Origin of the sequence: Clostridium bowmanii (assembly GCF_018861315.1) — a bacterium.
Classification (GTDB): Bacteria; Bacillota; Clostridia; order Clostridiales; family Clostridiaceae; genus Clostridium_AD; species Clostridium_AD bowmanii.
This window is the reverse complement of sequence record NZ_JAHLDL010000012.1, coordinates 21176-41374: the sequence shown is the minus strand read 5'-3', so window position 1 is coordinate 41374 and position 20199 is coordinate 21176. Positions and strand designations below refer to the sequence as shown.

Below are 20199 nucleotides of genomic sequence, written 5' to 3'. Positions count from 1 at the left end.
CACTCTACTTTTATTTCTTATATTCATATGATATTATAGCCAAAAGTTTTTCTTTATTATTTAATTCTGGATGTTCCAATACCTTATCTAAAAGGAATTTCAGCATGACACCTATTTCTTTCCCTGGTTTAAGAGAAAATTCACTAATTATGTCCTCGCCATTTATTGCAAGGTCTTTTATAGATAGTGGAACTTTAGATTCTAAAATAGCCATTGCACTTTCTTCCATTTTTCGAATCTCTGCTAAACGAATTTCAGAAAAACGAGAACCTAATGCATCTGCTCTTTGTAGTGTAAAAAGATCAGGTACTAAATCTACACCCACCCTATTAATAAGGCGCTTTACAGAAGCATCTGTTGGCTTTGAAAGTACATTCATATGTTCCTTTACTAAAGTGCTAATTTTATTTATGCTTTGATTGTCGAATTTAAGTCGCCTAAGTATTTGCTTTGATATTATGACACCTTTTTTATCATGACCATAAAAGTGTCCTATACCTTCTTTATCAATAGTAAAACAATTTGGTTTAGCTATGTCGTGTAATAATCCTGCCAATCTCACATTAAGATTAGGAGGACATTTTTCCACAACGGCTAAAATATGCTCAAAGATATCTTTATCATGATGAGGATTTTGCTGATTAAATCCTACGGCTACTTGAAGTTCTGGCAGTATAAATTCTAATAGTTTAGTATCCTTAAGTGTTCTCAGCGCTTTTGTAGTATTGTTACATACCATCATCTTACATATTTCATCTCTAATTCTTTCATTGCTTACATTTAAAATAAGGTGAGAATTTGATTTTATAGCCTCTAGTGTTTTTTCTTCTATATTAAAGTCTAATGATGCCGCAAACCGAATAGCCCTAAGCATTCTTAAAGCATCTTCTTGAAATCTTTTATTAGGCTCTCCTACTGCTCTAATTGTTTTATTTTTTAAATCTTCCATGCCACCAAAATAATCAATAAGACCATTCTTCTCATTAAAAGCCATTGCATTTACAGTAAAATCTCTTCTAGCTAAATCTTCTTTTAAATTTAGAACAAATGTAACACACTCCGGTCTTCTACTATCCAGATACTTACCATCTATTCTGTAAGTTGTGACTTCATAACCAGCTCCATTTATCATAACCGTAATAGTTCCATGTTCTATACCTGTAGGCACAGTCTTTTCAAACAGCCTAATAATCTCTTCAGGCAGAGCATTAGTAGTTATATCATAGTCCTTAGGCAGGTTTGTGCCAATTATACAATCACGTACACTTCCACCCACTATATAAGATTCATATTCATTATTTTTTAAACAATCTAAAATTATTTTTACATCCTTTGGTATATGCATTTCCATGTTTTTATGACTCATTGCAATCACCCTTCTTCTTTTACTACGCGGCGCATAAAAACAAATAACAATTCGTGATACTATTATATAACCACAATATTTGTTTGAATGTTCCTAATATTAAATATACATTGCTATAGGTATAATTTCAATAATGGGTTCATTTATTTCTATTTGATTCTCATCATAATCTCTAATTAAACTTGTGTTTTTTAAAAATCTATTTTTGAATTCTTGAAAATATTTCTGGTCCAAATAATCAAAATATGTGCCACTTAGCAAACTATTGCTATTATTTTCATTTTCCTTTGAAATCCTTATAACTTTACCAAGCACAGTTATATTAGCACCTTCAATGTAATCTAAATTATCTGCCATATATTTTATCTCTAAGGGCACTATAACTTTTGTATTGCTTTGCCCAATACTACTACTAATGAATTTCAAACATTTCTCTTTTTTGCAATTTTCCATATCTGTTTTCAAAACTTGTAAAACTTGCCTCTTAATCTTATGTTCATTACTTTCCTCACCATTCTCTACACTTTCTGGTGAAAAAGCCAATTGCATTTCCATAACCCGAGTTATGTCTTCTATATACTCTATAACTGGATTTTTATATAATTGGCCAGTAAACTGCATAAAATCAAATTCCTTTATACTCTTAACATCATTCTCATTATTTATAATCTTTAACATACTTTGATCAGTTAATATGTTTTTTAATCTTGATAGAATTGTTATTACAATTGAAACTCTTTCTTCAACTTTCGCAGACGTGAATTCATTAAGAAGTTGAACATTTAAGTCCCCCTGCATTATTTTACCACAAGTAAGTTCATACAATGGCGCATTGGTAGTAATAGTTAACATCTTTCTAGTGCTTTCGCTTTTAATTTCAGCAAATTCCTGGATTACAATTGTATATAAATTGTTTATCAAATCTCCATTAAGGTATAGTGGTATTAATGCTCTATTATCCATGCCTATTAATCCCTCCGTAAAAGTAGTACTCCTACAAAGTTTATATATCTTTATTAAGATTTAGAACAGTTTATTTATAGCCAATATCTTCAGTTTACTTTTATTTATATTGTTTTTTCTTTAGTAATACTGATTTTATAACTGAGGTTTCACCATATTTACTCCTAAGACTATCTATAGTTTTGTCTATTACTCTTTGCCTTTCATCACGCACACTGCTAATATCAAAAATTGATAATTGTTTAAAATTATCTTCACATAGATTGGTAAGTGAAACTCCTAGTAACCTTATTGGTTCCCCCTTCCATAATTCATCAAAGAGCTTTTTTACTGTATCTAATATTTCCTGCGTTGAATCCGTAGCATTGTTTAAAGTCCTACTCCTAGATGAATCATTAAATTCTTGATTTCTTATAGTTACAGAAATGCAATAACAGCACTTTTTTATATCTCTTAATCTAGTTGCTGTATGCTCTACTAATGTTAATAATACTTTATAGGCTTCATTTCTGCTTTTAATATTCTCCGATAATGTAGTTGAATTACTTATCCCCTTTAGCTCATATTTATTATATTTAACTTCCGAATCATCTATCCCATTTGCATATTTCCACATGGTAAGCCCACTACTTTTAAAGTGATACTTCAAAATGGAAACATCATACTGAGCCAGATCTCCTATTGTAAATATATTTAAATTGTTAAGCCTAGGCACAGTTTTCTTCCCAACCATAAAAAGCTCTCCAACGGGCAGCTTCCACAACTTCTTTTTTATTTCATTTTTAAAAAGTGTATGTATTTTATCCGGTTTTTCAAAATCTGATGCCATCTTAGCTAAAAGCTTAACATCTGACATGCCAATATTAACTGTAAATCCAAGTTCTGACTTTATCCTATCCTTTATATCACGAGCTAGCGAAAGTGCTGCTTCTATTGAAGTATTATAACTTGTTACATCTAAAAAGCACTCGTCTATAGAAAATTTCTCCACATAAGGTGTATAGTCACTAAAAATTTCTCTCATACTTCTACTACACCTTTCATATAAACTAAAGTCAGGTGAGACTACTACAAGGTCTCCACATTTCTTTCTTGCAGTAAACAAACTTTCTCCTGTTACTATTCCATTTTTTTTAGCACTCATGGACTTTGCCAAAACTACTCCTCTTCGCGACTGTTCATCCCCCCCTATTACAGAGGCTATATCTCTTAAATCAATATTTTCTCCCCGCATAAGTCTATCCGCAGCACTCCAAGAAAGGAATGCTGAATTAACATCTATATGAAATATAAGTTTATCATTAAATTTGTTCATACAATCTCATCCTTTATATAAGGCTTATTAAAGAAAATACAATATATGAATATATTATATAGAATTTAATCACAAAAAAGCAACCTATCCTCAATTAAAGTATAGGTTGCTTTTTATTATAGCCTTATACCTAAGTATAAGACTTATTAATATGTATATGTTTTATTAAGAAATTAACAATTGCTATCTGCTTATTATGCAAGTCCTTCTTCGATAAGTTTTACCATGGCAACGGCCGCAGCCTCTTCATCATCACCTGTTGTTTTTATTGTTATTTCATCATTTTTAACGGCAGCCATACACATTATAGCCACTATACTTTTAGCATTATACTCATTTCCATCTTTTATTATAAGTACTTCTGATTTAAACTTAGACGCCTCTTTAACTACTGATAATGCTGGTCTAGCATGTATTCCACTTTCACTTTTAACTATAGCTTTTTTTTCTATCATAATATTGACACCCCTATTTCTTTAATTTTATTATTATTACTTGATTATTTTTATCTACATTTCCCAAATTAAATTCCACAGATTCCATTATTTCATTATCTGTAAGCACTAATACACTTAAATTAGATTTAGCTTTAGCTTTTATAAGGTCATTATTAAAAGTTAATAATTTATCTCCAGCCTTTACTTGTGTGCCCTTTTGAGCAAAAACTTCAAATCCTTCACCCTTCATCTCTACAGTATCAACACCTATGTGGAGCAGTATTTCTAAACCTTCTTTGGTCTTTAAAATCATAGCATGTTTTGTAGGGAACACTTGAAGAATTTCACCATCAACTGGTGCATATAAAATTCCTTCTTTAGATTCAAATCCAATTCCATTACCTAACATTTTTGTTGAAAAAACTTCATCTGGTATTTCTGATATGTCAAAACATCTTCCCACAACTGGAGATTTTATAATTATACTCTTTTCTTCCTTATTCTTTTTGAAAAAGCCAAACATTTTTATCATCCTCGCCTTCCCTAATGTGGATTACAATTAACAATTGTTATCTACCTTAAATTACTTTATCATGAGATATTATTCTAAATATAAACTCTTATATAAACATTAGTTTGTGGATTGTTTAGCATTTTAAATATATATATTAATATTACTAACGTAGCTTAATCTACTAACGTAGCTTAATCTACTAACATAGCTTATTCTACCAATATATCTTAAAAATTTTCTTTTGAAATGCTCTTTTAAAAAAGGCATAAACTAATAAGATGCATTTAAGCATTTTATATGGTTCATGCCCAATCTAATCAGTAACACACCTAACTGGTACTCCCTTTTGCAATAAATTCACGAGTCTTTTACCGAACCCTGTGCCTTTACCCAAAAGACCATATTCATTATTGTCTTTTTTAGAAACAACAACATTACTACTAAGAGACCTTAACACTTTATAGTCAACATCCATATTAATTCTACCTCTAATATAGTTTAAAATACATTTTGAATTTATTCAAGTGTTTTTTAATATGTTCTTAAAATATTAAATATTAGGGCATAATTTGTCGTATTTCTTTCAATATATGGTTTAATCTTTAGTTTTCTTCTTTATATTACCATACTGCTATGCGAAATATTGTGTAATATAAATTACTTATTATACTTTAGGAGCATTTTATATATGAATTTTTTTACATCTCATGGAAATACTCCACCCACCAATATTTGCAATAATATAAATAAAACCCTGATATTTATCAGGATTTTATTTTGTGGTTTTTCATCGCCATAAGGTAATAATCACACTGAAATTCATTATTAAAAGTTCTCTCTACTTCTTTTAATTTTTCCATTTCCATTTGGGATAGATTCGCATAAGTTATATCATTAGAACCTTTTGTGTATTCTTTATCCATTAAAATCACCTCATAATTATTTTACCCTTTAAACTCATTATTATGTAAAATTATTATGCTATGAATTTAAAAATAGGAGCACCCTAAAATCATTTAGAGTGCTCTTAAGGTCTTTAAGCCATAAACATTTTTATATCTTCTTCTACAGTCCCAATGGGAGCAATTCCAAAGTTCTCAACTAATACATTAACCACATTTGGAGATAAAAATGCTGGTAATGTTGGTCCTAAATGAATGTTTTTAACTCCTAGGTGTAATAATGCTAATAATACTATTACAGCCTTTTGCTCATACCATGCAATATTGTAAGTTATTGGTAATTCGTTAATATCAGCAAGTCCAAATACTTCTTGAAGTTTCATTGCTATTACAACTAATGAATATGAATCATTACATTGTCCTGCATCTAGTACTCTAGGTATTCCACCAATATCTCCAAGTTCTAATTTATTGTATCTATATTTTGCACACCCTGCAGTTAAAATAACTGTATCATTTGGAAGTTCTTTTGCAAAATCAGTATAGTATTCTCTATCTTTCATTCTTCCATCACAACCGGCCATTACAAAGAATCTTTTGATTGCCCCTGATTTAACAGCATCTACAACTTTATCAGCCAAAGCTAATACTTGATTATGTGCAAAACCTCCAACTATTTCTCCTCTTTCAATTTCAATTGGAGAACTACATCTTTTAGCATGCTCAATTATAGCTGAAAAATCTTTTGCCTTTCCGTCTTCTCTATCTGCTATATGCTTCATACCATCAAATCCAGATGCTCCCGTAGTATAAACTCTATCTTTATAAGAAGCTTTTGGAGGAGTAATACAGTTTGTTGTCATAAGTATTGGTCCATTAAAGCTTTCAAACTCTGAATCTTGTTTCCACCATGCATTTCCGTAGTTACCTACAAGATTAGTATACTTTTTGAACGCTGGATAATAGTTTGCTGGTAACATCTCACTATGAGTATAAACATCTACTCCTGTGCCCTGTGTTTGCTTTAATAGTTCTTCCATATCCTTTAAATCATGTCCACTAATTAATATAGCTGGGTTATTTCGAGTTCCGATGTTTACTTTTGAAATTTCTGGATTTCCGTAAGTAGTAGTATTAGCTTTATCTAATAATGCCATAGCATCAACACCATATTTGCCACACTCAAGTACTAGTGCCACTAATTCATCAACAGATAAGCTATCATCAGTTGTTTGAGAAAGTCCCTTTTGCATATATGCATATATGGAATTGTTTTCATACCCTAAATTATATCCATGTTCAGTATAAGCTGCTATTCCTTTGATACCATAGATAACTAATTCTCTTAAAGATCTTACATCTTCATTTTCCGTTTTAAGTACACCAACATTCATAGATTTGCTCTCAAACTCTGAAGTATTGCCTGTCCACGTTGCACATTCAGGTAAATTACCATCTATTATTCCACCAGCATTTACGAGTTCTGCCTTAATTTCTTCACGTAATTCTAATGCTTTTGTTATTGTTTCGATAAATCTAGCTTTATCAAAGTTAGCATTTGTTATAGTCATGAACAATCCATTTGCTACAAATTTATTTACCTTTTCATTTTCTATTCCTAGTTTCCTTGCACTTGTACTATAAATAGATATTCCTTTTAAAACAAAAATTAATAAATCCTGCATATTAGCTAAATCAGCTGATTTACCACACATTCCGCCTACGATGCAACCCGTTCCTTTTGAAGCTTCTTGACATTGATAACAAAACATACTCATTATAATTCCTCCTAATATTTTTTTGGAATGACAATAGTTTCATATAATTATCTTCCATATATTATAAATTTATTGTTTAGAATAATTGATAAGGACATAAATAATTCGACTTTATTTTTGAACTACCTTTAGTATACTTTTATATGTATTTAAAGTCGGTAACAATTGTTACGCAATATAAGTTTATAATATTTTTTCATTTGCCTCTATCTATATAGTAATATAATCAATTGTGGCCTATGTGGAATAATATCACCACTAATCCATCATATTGAAGCCATTGTATTAATAGGTTATAATTGTTATATTAAAATAATAAAAAAAAGGTAATATTATGAAAAGTATAGACATTAATAAACTAATAAAAGCAAGTCTCTTTCTTGCATTAGCTATAGTTTTTCAGGTAATAGGAAAAACTACAGGTCAAATAAGCCAATTTTTTGTTGGACCAGCAGTTAACACACTCCTTATACTCACAGCTGCAATTTGTGGAGGTTTTTATGGAATATTAGTAGGCTCTTTAACCCCAATACTCGCTTGGCTAACTGGATAACTTGCTGGCGCTTTAGCTCCCTTCATTCCTTTTATAATTATTGGTAACATACTATTCCTTCTCAGCTTTGTAATTTTAAATAATAGAGGTAAATATGGTAAATATCTAGGAATTGTAATTGGTGCTTTTATAAAATATCTTTTTTTATCTATTTCAGCATCAAAACTTATCCCATTAATCAACACTTAGTATGTGTAATTTACTTATATTTTATGCAATAATACTTAACGCCACTAACTCATGACTGAAGTCACGAGAGTGCGTGGCGAAATCTTCAAGCTAAATATACCTGCAAAAATAGCGAATAATTTAGTTATTGCTATGGGTTTACCTCAGCTTATAACTGCACTAATTGGTGGAGCTTTTGCCTTAATACTAATTTCAATTTTAGAAAAGCGAAAGGTCCATATGTCATAAAATTAACCTTTTCTTAACATTTCGTAACATTAGTTAAAAAAATGTCTGAATTCGTAAAATTTTTAACATAAATCATAAAAACTTAACACCAACTTAACATTGCTATGATAAAATTTCATAGGAAACATAAGGAACATATGAATATTCTTTTTTAAAGGAGAGTTAAGATGGATTATAAGATGATTTTTCAACTTTTAGGTGGACTCGGACTATTCGTGTATGGAATGAAGCTAATGGGTGATGGTCTCCAAAAGGCAGCCGGCGAAAAGTTAAAAAGAATGCTAGAAATTCTAACTAGCAATAGGTTCTTCGCCGTACTTGTCGGTGCAGGGGTTACTGCAATTATTCAAAGTAGTAGTGCAACTACAGTAATGACTGTGGGTTTTGTAAATGCAGGACTTATGAATTTATTTCAAGCTGCTGGGGTTATTATGGGAGCAAACATTGGTACTACAATGACCGCTCAACTTATAGCTTTTAAACTTACAGATATAGCACCCTTTATTCTCGCAATAGGTGCTGTTTTAGTTATGTTTTGCAAGAAGAAAAAAACTAGAGACATTGGCGAAATTATTCTAGGTTTTGGTATATTATTTGTAGGTATGTCAATGATGGAAAATGCTATGAGGCCACTAAGTGAGCTAAATAGCTTTAAAAACCTTATTTTAGTACTCGGAAAACATCCACTCATGGGAGTTCTTGTTGGTCTTGGTATGACAGCAACAGTTCAAAGTAGTAGTGCTACTATTGGAATATTAATGGCACTTGCTTCAAATAGCAGTATCACCCTTGGCGTTGCACTTCCTATACTTTTCGGAGATAATATTGGAACCTGCGCTACTGCATTACTCGCAAGTATTGGAACTAGCAGAAACGCTAGGAGAGCTGCACTTATACATTTGATTTTCAACACCACAGGTACAATAATGTTTATGCTAGCTTTCAAGCCAGTTTTAAAAATTGTTCCAATGTTTGGTGGAGATATTCAAAGACAAATTGCCAATGCACATACGTTATTTAATTTGACAAATGTATTTATTCAAATTTGGTTTATAGGTACTTTAGTTAAAATTGTTAATAAATTAGTCCCTGGCGAAGATGAAAAATCATCTGCTCTTGTACTTGAATACTTAGATATCAGGTTACTAGAAACCCCTTCCATCGCAGTTGGACAAGTAATCAAGGAACTTAGTAGAATGGGAAAACTTGCCTCTGAAAATCTTTCAAATGCAATGCAAGCCTTTTTAAATTCTGATGAGAGTTTGATGAGTTCAGTTATTGAGCATGAGGTTACCATAAATTTTCTTGAAAGAGAAATAACTGGTTATATGGTGTCCCTTTCAAATACGTCTCTATCTGAGCGTCAATCTGAAATCATTACTTCATTATATCATGTAGTAAATGATATAGAGAGAATTGGAGATCATGCCGAAAACTTAGGGGAACTTGCAAAATTAAAGGTGGATGGCAACCTCACTTTCTCTAAAAAAGCAATAACTGATCTTGCACATATGTTTGAAACTGTAAAGTATTGTGTGGATAATGCCATAATAGCTTTAGAGAATTCTGATTTAGAATCTGCTCGTAAAGCCATGGCTGTTGAAGAAAATATAGATGATATGGAAAAACAACTTAAAAATGAGCATATAGTTAGATTAAATAAACTCCAATGTACACCAGCTGGTGGCTCTGTTTATCTAGAGCTATTAACTAATCTTGAAAGAGTTGGAGATCATTCAAATAATATTGCACAAATGGTGGTTAATTCAAAATAAATTTCAATAAACAAAAAAAGATTAGGGGCCTAGTAGTGTAAAACTAGCCCCTAATCTTTTTTAATACCATATTATTTAATTCATCTTCTATTATGTTCTGTACATATTCTGCTAAATCTTGCTCCTCGGCTCTACTTAATGAATTAACATAAATAGGTTTATGTATAACCATATTTATGTTGTTCCCCATGACTTTTATAGAAGCTTCTAATACATTGTAAGAGCCATCTATAGTTATAGGTACTATGCAAGTTTTAGATTTGGTTGCCAGTTTAATGCTCCCTTTTTTAAAGGAATTCATTTTAGATTTTAAACTTCTTGTTCCCTCTGGGAAAATCAACATAGAACTTCCACCATTTATCTTTTCTACAGCTTCTTGAATAGTCTTAATTGATTCTCTGGTACTTTGCCTATTTATATAAATGGATCCTATTGATCTTAACCAAGTACTAATTAGTGGTATCTTTTTTATTTCTTTTTTAGCAATAAACCCAAAAGGTTTATCAATGCATGCCACCAACGCGAACCCATCAAAAATAGCTTGATGATTTGATATAAAAACACAATTTTCCACTGGTATATTTTCAATACCACTAACTTTCATACTTGTGTTTGTTACCTTCAACACATATCTTGAAATTTTCTGTGCTCTCCTATAGGCATATATTTCAGCCTCTTTAGGTGATTTCCTAGCTATATATTTTATTTCAATAAAACTAACTGATGAAATACACAAATATATTGAAAAATATAAATACCATAATAATTTTATCATAAACCCCCCCATAGTAATTTCATTAACATCAGCACATTCTATAAGCATTGTACCTATAAAATACTGTTCAACTATTTTCTATTATGCCTTACCTTCAAAAATACTTTTTCATTTTATCAAACATCTCAGAAAATTGATATGCTTTTATAGTAACTTTTGTTCATAATAGCATTTTGTAACGTTTTCGTTACATTTCTCCTTAAGTGTTGACATTAACCACATAAAGTATATGATTAGACTATAAGGTTTTATCTTTAAAGGAGGAAATAATTATGATATTTACAAATTGGATAGAAAAAAGAAAAAAAGAAAAACAAAGAAAATTAAGAATTGATACAGCAAAAAAATTACTTATAGGTACAGCTGCTGGCAGTGTTAGTGGTTTACTAGGCGGTTTACTATTTTCCCCTAAATCTGGTAAAGAAAACAGGGAAGATATCGCCAATACATCAAAAGAGCTTACAAACAATATTAAAGAAAAAACTATAGAGATTAAGCAAACTGTCGATAATAAAGTTTCCGATGCTAAAGATAATGTATCAGATGCTAAAGTTAAAATCAAACAAAAAAGTATAGAACTTAAAGATGCTATGAGTAATAAAGTTTCTGAAGCTAAGAATAATGTAACAGATGCGAAAGTTAAAGTTTCTCAATATCTAAATGAAAAAAAGACATCGAAAGTTGCATCTGCAATAAATGATGCTGTAACTGACAATGATGATTCAGAAGCAATTGTGGGACAAGTTGAAGTTGAGATTAAAAAATAACCAAAATTTAAAAGAATAGTGGTGCTATTAATGTATGTAGACTTTTTTAAAACAGGACAAGGCATATTGATTTTTCTTGGTATAATTATTTTAGTTATACTAATAGTAGGATTGTTAAAACTTATTAAAACTATATCAAAGGTAAATTCAATTATCTTAAAGAATGAAGATAGTATTGATGAAATATTAACCGGTTTACCAAAAACCTTTGCTAATTTGTACGAGGTAACAGACAATATAAAAGATGTTACTGAAGTAGTAGTTCAGACAACTGCCACTGCAGTTGGTGCAACAGAATCACTAGAAAAATATTTAGTATACATAGTAGATATTTTAACTATTATAAAAAAGATATTTTCAAATAAAAAGTAGGAGAATTATTCCTACTTTTTTTACGTCCTTATACAAATGTAAAATAACCCTATTATAGGGTTATTTTATTTTATATAACGTGTTATAATATATTTTATATATTAGTTTTATAAAATTTTGTAAATAGAGGTGTTAATATGGAAATGAAGTGGAGTTTAAATGAGCTATACACATCCTTTGACAGTGTGGAATTTAAAGAAGACATTAATTGTTTTGAAAATTCCATAGAATATATAAAAAAATGGACAATAGAGAATTGTAATTCTTCTAATAATGAAACAAAATCTGATGACTCTAAATTAAAAATTGAGGCCTATATTAATTTTGAAAATGAATTTAATGATCTTGTAAATAAATTATTTAATTATACAGAATTAGTTTTAAGTGTTGATACAAAAAATGAAATTGCTAACAAATTTTCAGAGAAATTGTCCTTAAACCTGGCTGAACTGGCTAAACCTCATACCGTTTTTTCAAAATGGTGTAATTCACTAGAAAATATAGAATCTCTAATCGAAGATTCTAACACTATTAAGACTCATAGTTATTACATAAGTGACCTAGCTAGTAATGCTAAATACTTACTTAGTGATACAGAAGAAGAGCTTATGGCTAAAATGAAAAATAGTGGTTCAAATGCTTGGTCTAAACTTCAAAATATACTTACCTCAACACTACTCGTCCCTATTAATATAAATGGAGAAGACGTGAGACTACCCCTATCTACTATTAGAAACATGGCTTTTGATAAAGATAGTAAACTCCGTAAAAATGCTTATGAATCGGAACTCAAATCTTATGATGCAATTGCTGAATCCTCTGCTGCAGCATTAAACGGTATAAAAGGAGAAGTTATTACACTTTGCAAGGCTCGTGGATATAAGTCTCCACTTCATAATGCTCTTGAAAACTCAAGAATGGATAGTGAAACACTAGATGCAATGCTAGGTGCTATGATGGAGAGCCTTCCTTCTTTTGAAAAATATTTCAGAAAAAAAGCTGAAATATTAGGCTATTCTGGAGGTCTTCCTTTTTATGAATTATTTGCTCCAATGGGTAGCGCCAATATGCACTTTACCTATGACTCAGCAAGAGAATTTATAGTTAAAAATTTTGCTACCTTTAGTGATAAGCTTTCCAGTTATGCCGATAATGCTTTTTCTCATAACTGGATTGATGCAGAGCCTCGCGCAGGAAAATTAGGTGGCGCCTTTTGTGCTAATTTACATAGCATTAAAGAAAGTAGAATTTTATCTAACTTTACAGGAAGTTTTAACGATGTTTCTACTCTGGCTCACGAATTGGGTCATGGATATCATGGTTTATGTTTAACAGAAGAGTCTGCATTAAATAGTGACTATCCTATGCCTATTGCAGAAACTGCCTCTATATTTTGTGAAACAATAATAAGCAATGCAGCATTAAAAAATGCATCTTCAGAAGAAGCTTTTGCTATCTTAGAGCATAATATTTCTAGCAATGCTCAAGTAATTATAGATATTTTAAGCCGTTACTTATTTGAAACTGAACTATTTAAACGCCGAGAGAATAATTCATTGCCTGTTAATGAATTAAAAGAAATTATGATAGACGCTCAGAAAAAAGCATATGGTGCTGGTCTTGACCATAATTTTTTGCACCCATATATGTGGATATGCAAACCACATTATTATGATGCTTCTAGTAATTTTTACAACTTTCCTTATGCCTTCGGTCTATTATTTTCCAAAGGATTGTATTCTGAGTATTTAAAAAGAGGAGACTCCTTTGTAAATGATTATGATGCCTTACTTTCTGCTACTGGGAAAAATAATTTAGTTCAAGTGGCAAAAATGATGAATGTAGATATCCATTCTATTGATTTTTGGAGAAGTTCTCTAAACATTATTACCCAAGATATAGATAAATTTGTGAATATGAAATAAAAAAAGTATATATTACTACAACTTCTGTTCGCTGTGCTAAGTAATTCTAAAATGATTTTAATGAAAGATGCTAAAAAGTGCAAACTCGCTAACGCTCAAACATGCACTTTTCTTAACGCATCTCCCATTAAAATCATTTAAGAATAACTAGAGCTTGCTCAAATGAAGTTTACATAATATATACTTTTTTTGCGTATAAAAACATTTGTTAGAAAATGAAAATTTTATTTTAACTCTCAACTATAAAAAAGTTATCCATAGTAAATACATCTTAGCATAAAATTTAGTTTACTATTTTTTATTTGAATGTTCCTTAAGTCTGTCTTTAATTTTTTTCTCATATCCATTATTGCCAGCTTCATAATATGATGTACCAACTAGTTCATCTGGCAAATATTGTTGCTTCACATAATTTCCTTCATAGTCATGAGGGTATAGGTATCCTACTCCGTGACCTAATTTCTTTGCTCCACTATAACTTTGATCCCTTAAATGAGGAGGTACACTCCCTATGTTTTTTGTCTCTAAATCTTTAAGTGCTTTATTAATAGCCATATATGATGCATTACTTTTAGGTGCGCAGGCTATATAAATTGCAGCTTGTGATAAAATAATTCTTGCTTCTGGCATGCCTACAAACTGAACTGCCTGTGCCGCATTATTTGCTACAAGTAGTGCAATTGGGTCCGCATTTCCTACATCCTCAGACGCAGCTATTACAATTCTCCTAGCAATAAATTTAGGATCCTCCCCAGCATATATCATTCTAGACAGGTAATGTATGGTAGCATCCGGGTCAGACCCTCTCATACTTTTAATAAAGGCAGAAATAACATCGTAATGTTCGTCTCTATTTTTATCGTATTTTATATGTTTTTTTTGAAGACATTCCACCATAACAGCTAGTGTTATATTTATTACTCCTAGCTCATCTTTATCTGTAGTGAGTACTGATAACTCCAAGGCATTAAGTGCACACCTAGCATCTCCATTTGCCATATTTGCAAGATAACTTATAGAATCATTCTCCATACAAATATTAGTATTCCCAAATCCTACTTTCTTGTCTTCTAGCGCACGAGTAATAATCTTTTGAATGTGTTTTTCCTCTAGTGGCTCTAGCTTAAATAACATAGACCTAGAAATTAATGCGTTGTTAACTTCGAAATATGGATTTTCTGTGGTTGCCCCAATTAATACTATTGTACCCTTCTCTACATATGGTAATAATGCATCCTGTTGAGCTTTATTAAATCTATGAATTTCATCTATAAATAAGATAGTTTTAGTATCATACATTCCTAAATCATTCTTTGCCGTGGCCACCACTTCTCTTAATTCTTTTAGGCCATCTGTAACTGCATTAAGCCTAACAAAATTAGATTTTGTTGTATTTGCAATAACTTTAGCCAAACTAGTTTTTCCTGTACCTGGTGGCCCATAAAGTATTAAGGAAGTTATTTTATCCGCCTTAATGGCCCTCCATAAAAGCTTTCCTTTACTTAAAATATGCTCTTGCCCTACATAATCGTCTAATTTTTCAGGTTTTAATCTTTCAGCAAGTGGCGCATCTTTTAATAAGTTCTTTTCAGCTTGTAATTCAAACATATCCATATAATCACCTCTTAATCACATTCAAATAAATAACAAGTCAATAGGTTAGACTATTTGACTTGTTATTTGTTTTAATGAGACTAAATCCTTTATTTTGTTACATAACTCTATTATAATTCATAAATCTATTATCTTATTGATTTCTGCTTTAGTTTTTCTGTCATATCGTGTAATTTGACTATACCCGCTTCTCTTAATCTCTTGTTTTCATCTTCAATAGATTTTGTTTCTTCGATACCTTGCATAATAGTATTCCATGTTTTTTCTAATGTTTCAATTTTAACACTGGTACCTCCAGCAAGTTTTGCTATGTCCACACTTTGACTTCTTATATTTTCGGCATTTTTCATTAATAACTCATTAGTAGTTCTATCAAGTTCAGATAGTGAATCTGCTACTAATTTTTGTTTCTTTAATGCTATAGCTTGGATTATACCATTTTTAAATACAGGAATAGTTATTATAAACGCAGAATGCACTTTTGATATCAACTTATAATTACCCCTTTGAATCATTTTAATCTGAGGAGCAGTTTGTAATGATACCATTTTAGCCATTTCCAAATCATAAATTCTCTGCTTTAACATTTCAAGAGTAGCTTTAAAATTTTCTAAATTAATTGCATTTATTTGCTCTCCATTATTAGCTAAGGACTCAAGTTTAGGAAGATCTCCCGCTTCACTTTTTTCAACTATCATATTTCCTGCAGTAATATATTTTTCTAATTCTCCATAATACTCAAAATTTTGATTATATAAGTTTTCAAGCATTAAATTAGAGTTATTTATTTCCACCTTATAACCACTAAGTTGAGTATAAATCTTATCTATTTCTCCCCCAATAGTTTTATACTTACCCATCATTTTATCTATAGCCTTACCTGGTTTGCTAAATAGCTTCCCAAGAAAACCAGTTTTGGCTTCTTCAAAATCTTGCTTATCAAACTTTTTCATTATACTTGTAAGTTCTTTTATCATAACACCTGAATTTTCCATACTACTGCTTTTAATAGAGTTTAATATTTGATCCGCAAATTTCGATATTTGCTGGGCTGGCTCATTTCCAAATTCTAAAATTGCATTTGCATCTTTAATATTTAAATTGGATGCTATTTGCATAACTTGTGGTGATACTCTAAGCTGATTATTTATACTTTTAGCCCTTTGTTCTATATTTTGATTTTCAGCATTTTCGTCTTTAATTATAAGTACTCCATTATTATTTTCCATGTTTTCCACTCCTCTATTTTGTTAATTTATTTCAGACTTTTATGGCTAACATAAAAATCAAATTTAACTATACATTGTTAATCTCTATTTCATCAAATATCAGTGAAAAAGACTTTCAAAAAAGCTTTTTTTCTTTTCCATATATTTTTTAAAAGGAAGATCAAAGCTCACATTCGTAAGTCTGTGAATGTCATATTGCTCTGGATAAATAAAATTTTCTATATCGTTATATCCTGAAGGGTTATAGATAATTATATCAATCCCCATGGAATTCATAAAAGAAAGCATTATGCAATCTTCAAAAGATAAATTACCATTTTCTTCATTATTATATACTACAATTTTAGGAACTTCTTCAGGATAATCGAATGCTTGCAGAAGTTCAAGTATCTCTCCATCTAGATTTATAAGTACTGAGAAAATATCCACTTGTAAATCCCTTAAATCTTCCTTTTCAACATTTATTATTACAGGACTTAAGCATAATTCTTTGATTTTGTCCGCCATAGTCTTTTGAAGGCCTGACCTTAAATCCTTGTATTTCCACCAAGATGAATTAATCATTTCCTGCGTATCAAATTCTGAAAAAGCATTGCTCGGGTATATTAAGTTAAACTTTCCATATTCTAAATGAACCGCCTCCATTATAGGTAGCTCATTATAGAACTTTGTAAATTTTTCAGTTACTACCTCATTAATTTCTTTCCAATACAAATCAATATTCTCATGGGTACCACAAACTTTTGAGAACATATTAGGTATAACGACAGTTGAGCCTTTAACTGTCCACCCTTCCCTTATATGTGCTTTTTCCTTCATCCATATATATATTTCTTCATAAGTAGTATTAAGCGTTAATGCCTGCACCTTATAATCTGCAAACTGCCAAGGCCTATAAAACCCAGAATCATCTGTAAACAGCGTTTTGTTAAGTTCTTGCTTAGCATTATATGCAGTAGTCTTAATTCTATCTTCTATAGCTATAGGGAATGGCTTTATCTCCCTTTTACAATTATAAACAATTTCCTTAGAAAAAGCATTGTATTTATCAATTTCATGGAAGGTTCCAGAATTTTCAGGATTGAAGTACAAAATATCGCAACCTAAAGTTGATAACAGTATCAAGAAAAAAACTTCTGCTTTTGAAATATCTCCATAAAATACTACTTTAGGATTAATACTCAAATAATCAAATTTACCAAATAATTCTGCGGAATAAATATTTATCCAATGAATCATATAATTTGTAATAACTTTAATATTCTGATTATCCATTGTTTCATTACTTTTAATGTAGTATTCTAGAAGTCCCTTTAAATTATTTTTAATCTGAGTGAGCAAAACTTTGTTAGTCAAATTCGGAAAAAGTCCATTATCACTTATTAAATTTATAATTAAAGATACATCAATAATTTCGCTTTGAAACACCTTTACCCAAATATCATTCAATACGTTTTGAAGTTTTATGCTAATTTTCTTATCTAATCCCACACTAAATCTCATGTACCCTGATCCCATTTTCTTTAGTTCATTATCTAATTTATATAAGTTCTCATAGTAATCAGTCTCACTGTCTTTTATACCTATAAACCTATAAAAATAATATGGAATAAAAACAACATTCGAATTGTATTGAAATTTATTTCTTTTATTAATCTCTGTTTTAAGACTACTTAAGACATCTTCATTGATGTCTAAATTCACACTATGGATTTCTAGGTTATTTAAACTATTCTTTTCCATATTCACCTTACCTTTTTAATTGTTTATTGTTGTAAATATAGTTTTTTTATCCCCTCTAAGTATAGCATAATATGAGCTCGTTTTTCATTAGAATATATTGAAAATATTACAAATTAATATATATTAATTCGAATTATCAGAATAATGCAACTTTTTTTTATGCTGTTTTTTTTACAAAAAAGCATTCTTTTATACACATAAAAGGTGTAATATATATAGTATAGTGCATTTTATATGCACCTTAAGAGTAAGTTTATGCTTTCTTTACAACATTTGGTATAAATTTATTATATAATCGACAGTTTAACTCAAAATTGGTATAAGGTGGCTTTCCATTTATTATTGTTATCTACTATATAAAACCACAAGACAGATAACAGATGATAATTATTAAGTCCAAAGAGAACTACAAGGAGGTTTATTATGGGACTTTTGACTTTCAAAAAAGGGATTCACCCTAATGGTAGAAAAGACTTAAGTATGAACAAAGCAATTCAAAATTTGCTTCCAAAAGGCAACTTAGTATTTCCTATGCAACAACATATAGGAGCGCCTTGCGATCCACTAGTAAAAAAAGGTGATCGTGTGCTTATGGGACAAAAAATAGGTGAATCCAAAGCTTTTGTGTCTGCACCAATATATTCGAGTGTATCTGGAACTGTACTCGATGTAGCCACAAGACTACATAGTAATGGAGCCATGGTAATGTCTATTATTGTGGAAAACGATAACATTTATGAAGAAGCACTTACTATGACTCCGCACATCGATTACGAAAAACTTTCCAAAAACGAACTATTGGCTATCATTAAAGAAGCTGGTATCGTAGGTATGGGTGGAGCAGGTTTTCCAACGCATATTAAGCTTAACCCACCTGCAGACAAAGTTATTGACAGCATTATTGTAAACGCGGCTGAGTGTGAACCATATTTAACTTGTGATTACAGAATGATGCTAGAGAAACCAAATGAAATCGTAGAAGGCTTAAAAATTATTCTTCAAATGTATCCTGGTGTAAAGGGATATATAGGAGTTGAAGATAACAAGCCTGAAGCAATTGAAGTTATGAAAAAAGCTTCAGAAAATCTTACTAATGTAGAAGTCACTCCACTTACCACAAAATATCCTCAAGGAGCAGAAAAACAATTGATTTATTCTATTACTGGAAGAGAATTATCTTCTGGAAAGCTTCCTGCAGATGTTGGATGCATAGTTCAAAATGTTGATTCTGTGTTTGAGATATACAATGCAGTAGTAAATGGTAACCCACTTACAGAGAGAGTTTTAACTGTAACTGGAGAAGCAATTAAGCAGCCACTTAATTTGAGAGTAAAATTTGGTACTTCTATAAGCGAAATTATAGATGCTGCTGGTGGATTTAAAGAAGATCCTATTAAAGTACTTTCAGGTGGACCTATGATGGGAATGGCTTTAAGTTCTTTAGATGTTCCTGTAATTAAAGGAACCTCAGGAATACTTTGCTTAACAAAACAGCAAGCTAAACTCGAAGAAGAATCTAGTTGCATTAGATGTGGAAAATGCATGAGTGTATGCCCTATGTTTTTAAATCCTACAAAACTTAATTCTTTAGTTTTAAGAGGCAATTATGATGAATTCGAAAAAATACATGGTATGGATTGCATTGAGTGCGCTTGTTGCTCTTATGTATGCCCAGCTAAACGTCATTTAACTCAAACTTGTCGTGAAGGTAAACGAACAGTAAATATTAATAGAAGAAAAAAATAGATAGAGGT

The 20199-nt window shown here is 30.7% G+C and carries 19 protein-coding genes; 7 read left to right on the top strand and 12 right to left on the bottom strand.

Going from position 1 to position 20199, the window contains the following annotated elements; all coding sequences use genetic code 11:
• Nucleotides 1–10: 10 nt before the first annotated feature.
• The 8 genes from KPL51_RS09805 to hcp form a co-directional block, all read right to left on the bottom strand.
• Complete coding sequence (locus KPL51_RS09805; RefSeq protein ID WP_216160283.1) at nucleotides 11–1366, bottom strand: CCA tRNA nucleotidyltransferase; 1356 nt, start codon at nucleotides 1364–1366, stop codon at nucleotides 11–13.
• 99 nt (nucleotides 1367–1465) lie between these two features.
• Complete coding sequence (locus tag KPL51_RS09800) at nucleotides 1466–2329, bottom strand: DUF6414 family protein (RefSeq protein ID WP_216160280.1); 864 nt, start codon at nucleotides 2327–2329, stop codon at nucleotides 1466–1468.
• Nucleotides 2330–2429: 100 nt separating this feature from the next.
• Nucleotides 2430–3644, bottom strand: a complete 1215-nt coding sequence (locus KPL51_RS09795; protein WP_216160277.1) for a DNA polymerase Y family protein — start codon at nucleotides 3642–3644, stop codon at nucleotides 2430–2432.
• A gap of 194 nt (nucleotides 3645–3838) precedes the next feature.
• On the bottom strand, nucleotides 3839–4099 hold the full coding sequence (locus KPL51_RS09790; RefSeq protein ID WP_216160274.1) for an HPr family phosphocarrier protein: 261 nt from the start codon (nucleotides 4097–4099) through the stop codon (nucleotides 3839–3841).
• A gap of 13 nt (nucleotides 4100–4112) precedes the next feature.
• Complete coding sequence (locus KPL51_RS09785) at nucleotides 4113–4613, bottom strand: PTS sugar transporter subunit IIA (RefSeq protein WP_216160270.1); 501 nt, start codon at nucleotides 4611–4613, stop codon at nucleotides 4113–4115.
• A 295-nt stretch (nucleotides 4614–4908) separates the two neighbouring features.
• Nucleotides 4909–5070, bottom strand: a complete 162-nt coding sequence (locus KPL51_RS09780) for a CAT RNA binding domain-containing protein (RefSeq protein WP_216160267.1) — start codon at nucleotides 5068–5070, stop codon at nucleotides 4909–4911.
• A gap of 289 nt (nucleotides 5071–5359) precedes the next feature.
• A complete protein-coding gene (locus tag KPL51_RS09775; protein WP_216160264.1) occupies nucleotides 5360–5518 on the bottom strand; it encodes a polynucleotide phosphorylase in 159 nt (52 codons plus the stop codon).
• A gap of 113 nt (nucleotides 5519–5631) precedes the next feature.
• A complete protein-coding gene (gene hcp, locus KPL51_RS09770; protein WP_216160261.1) occupies nucleotides 5632–7275 on the bottom strand; it encodes a hydroxylamine reductase in 1644 nt (547 codons plus the stop codon).
• Between the two features lie 334 nt (nucleotides 7276–7609).
• Here hcp and KPL51_RS09765 point away from each other — a divergent pair, with 334 nt between their 5' ends.
• The 3 genes from KPL51_RS09765 to KPL51_RS09755 all read left to right on the top strand — a co-directional run bounded on the left by KPL51_RS09765 (nucleotide 7610) and on the right by KPL51_RS09755 (nucleotide 10020).
• Nucleotides 7610–7828 (top strand): hypothetical protein, encoded by a 219-nt coding sequence (locus KPL51_RS09765; RefSeq protein ID WP_216160258.1) that lies wholly within the window; start codon nucleotides 7610–7612, stop codon nucleotides 7826–7828.
• A gap of 258 nt (nucleotides 7829–8086) precedes the next feature.
• Nucleotides 8087–8245: a hypothetical protein gene (locus KPL51_RS09760; RefSeq protein ID WP_216160255.1), complete on the top strand. Its 159-nt coding sequence runs from the start codon at nucleotides 8087–8089 to the stop codon at nucleotides 8243–8245.
• Between the two features lie 167 nt (nucleotides 8246–8412).
• Nucleotides 8413–10020 carry a Na/Pi cotransporter family protein gene (locus tag KPL51_RS09755; protein WP_216160252.1) on the top strand — a complete coding sequence of 536 codons (1608 nt, stop codon included), beginning with the start codon at nucleotides 8413–8415 and terminating at the stop codon, nucleotides 10018–10020.
• Between the two features lie 43 nt (nucleotides 10021–10063).
• Here the strand turns inward: KPL51_RS09755 and KPL51_RS09750 are convergent, their stop codons facing one another.
• Nucleotides 10064–10795, bottom strand: a complete 732-nt coding sequence (locus KPL51_RS09750) for a lysophospholipid acyltransferase family protein (RefSeq protein ID WP_216160249.1) — start codon at nucleotides 10793–10795, stop codon at nucleotides 10064–10066.
• A gap of 272 nt (nucleotides 10796–11067) precedes the next feature.
• Here KPL51_RS09750 and KPL51_RS09745 point away from each other — a divergent pair, with 272 nt between their 5' ends.
• From KPL51_RS09745 to KPL51_RS09735, 3 genes are all read left to right on the top strand, one after another.
• Complete coding sequence (locus tag KPL51_RS09745) at nucleotides 11068–11562, top strand: YtxH domain-containing protein (RefSeq protein WP_216160246.1); 495 nt, start codon at nucleotides 11068–11070, stop codon at nucleotides 11560–11562.
• A 30-nt stretch (nucleotides 11563–11592) separates the two neighbouring features.
• Nucleotides 11593–11934, top strand: a complete 342-nt coding sequence (locus KPL51_RS09740; RefSeq protein ID WP_216160243.1) for a hypothetical protein — start codon at nucleotides 11593–11595, stop codon at nucleotides 11932–11934.
• Between the two features lie 137 nt (nucleotides 11935–12071).
• On the top strand, nucleotides 12072–13859 hold the full coding sequence (locus tag KPL51_RS09735) for a M3 family oligoendopeptidase (RefSeq protein ID WP_216160240.1): 1788 nt from the start codon (nucleotides 12072–12074) through the stop codon (nucleotides 13857–13859).
• A 291-nt stretch (nucleotides 13860–14150) separates the two neighbouring features.
• On the opposite strand, the gene KPL51_RS09730 is transcribed toward KPL51_RS09735, so the two are convergent.
• The 3 genes from KPL51_RS09730 to KPL51_RS09720 form a co-directional block, all read right to left on the bottom strand.
• A complete protein-coding gene (locus KPL51_RS09730; RefSeq protein ID WP_216160237.1) occupies nucleotides 14151–15473 on the bottom strand; it encodes a replication-associated recombination protein A in 1323 nt (440 codons plus the stop codon).
• A 128-nt stretch (nucleotides 15474–15601) separates the two neighbouring features.
• Nucleotides 15602–16702 carry a toxic anion resistance protein gene (locus KPL51_RS09725; RefSeq protein ID WP_216160234.1) on the bottom strand — a complete coding sequence of 367 codons (1101 nt, stop codon included), beginning with the start codon at nucleotides 16700–16702 and terminating at the stop codon, nucleotides 15602–15604.
• A gap of 99 nt (nucleotides 16703–16801) precedes the next feature.
• Entirely contained in the window at nucleotides 16802–18445 is a 1644-nt protein-coding gene (locus KPL51_RS09720) for a YceG family protein (protein WP_216160231.1), read from the bottom strand.
• Between the two features lie 423 nt (nucleotides 18446–18868).
• On the opposite strand from KPL51_RS09720, the gene rsxC reads away from it, so the two are divergent.
• On the top strand, nucleotides 18869–20191 hold the full coding sequence (rsxC, locus tag KPL51_RS09715; RefSeq protein WP_216160228.1) for an electron transport complex subunit RsxC: 1323 nt from the start codon (nucleotides 18869–18871) through the stop codon (nucleotides 20189–20191).
• The last annotated feature ends 8 nt before the right edge of the window (nucleotides 20192–20199 follow it).

Bases quoted from the DNA above. Each gene is read 5' to 3' on its own strand.
- KPL51_RS09745 (WP_216160246.1), top strand. From the start codon at position 11,068: ATGATATTTACAAATTGGATAGAAAAAAGAAAAAAAGAAAAACAAAGA.
- KPL51_RS09740 (WP_216160243.1), top strand. From the start codon at position 11,593: ATGTATGTAGACTTTTTTAAAACAGGACAAGGCATATTGATTTTTCTT.
- KPL51_RS09805 (WP_216160283.1), bottom strand. From the start codon at position 1,366: ATGAGTCATAAAAACATGGAAATGCATATACCAAAGGATGTAAAAATA.
- hcp (WP_216160261.1), bottom strand. From the start codon at position 7,275: ATGAGTATGTTTTGTTATCAATGTCAAGAAGCTTCAAAAGGAACGGGT.
- KPL51_RS09720 (WP_216160231.1), bottom strand. From the start codon at position 18,445: ATGGAAAAGAATAGTTTAAATAACCTAGAAATCCATAGTGTGAATTTA.
- KPL51_RS09795 (WP_216160277.1), bottom strand. From the start codon at position 3,644: ATGAACAAATTTAATGATAAACTTATATTTCATATAGATGTTAATTCA.
- KPL51_RS09775 (WP_216160264.1), bottom strand. From the start codon at position 5,518: ATGGATAAAGAATACACAAAAGGTTCTAATGATATAACTTATGCGAAT.
- KPL51_RS09800 (WP_216160280.1), bottom strand. From the start codon at position 2,329: ATGGATAATAGAGCATTAATACCACTATACCTTAATGGAGATTTGATA.
- KPL51_RS09725 (WP_216160234.1), bottom strand. From the start codon at position 16,702: ATGGAAAATAATAATGGAGTACTTATAATTAAAGACGAAAATGCTGAA.
- KPL51_RS09755 (WP_216160252.1), top strand. From the start codon at position 8,413: ATGGATTATAAGATGATTTTTCAACTTTTAGGTGGACTCGGACTATTC.
- KPL51_RS09730 (WP_216160237.1), bottom strand. From the start codon at position 15,473: ATGGATATGTTTGAATTACAAGCTGAAAAGAACTTATTAAAAGATGCG.
- KPL51_RS09750 (WP_216160249.1), bottom strand. From the start codon at position 10,795: ATGATAAAATTATTATGGTATTTATATTTTTCAATATATTTGTGTATT.
- KPL51_RS09790 (WP_216160274.1), bottom strand. From the start codon at position 4,099: ATGATAGAAAAAAAAGCTATAGTTAAAAGTGAAAGTGGAATACATGCT.
- KPL51_RS09785 (WP_216160270.1), bottom strand. From the start codon at position 4,613: ATGATAAAAATGTTTGGCTTTTTCAAAAAGAATAAGGAAGAAAAGAGT.
- KPL51_RS09735 (WP_216160240.1), top strand. From the start codon at position 12,072: ATGGAAATGAAGTGGAGTTTAAATGAGCTATACACATCCTTTGACAGT.
- rsxC (WP_216160228.1), top strand. From the start codon at position 18,869: ATGGGACTTTTGACTTTCAAAAAAGGGATTCACCCTAATGGTAGAAAA.
- KPL51_RS09780 (WP_216160267.1), bottom strand. From the start codon at position 5,070: ATGGATGTTGACTATAAAGTGTTAAGGTCTCTTAGTAGTAATGTTGTT.
- KPL51_RS09765 (WP_216160258.1), top strand. From the start codon at position 7,610: ATGAAAAGTATAGACATTAATAAACTAATAAAAGCAAGTCTCTTTCTT.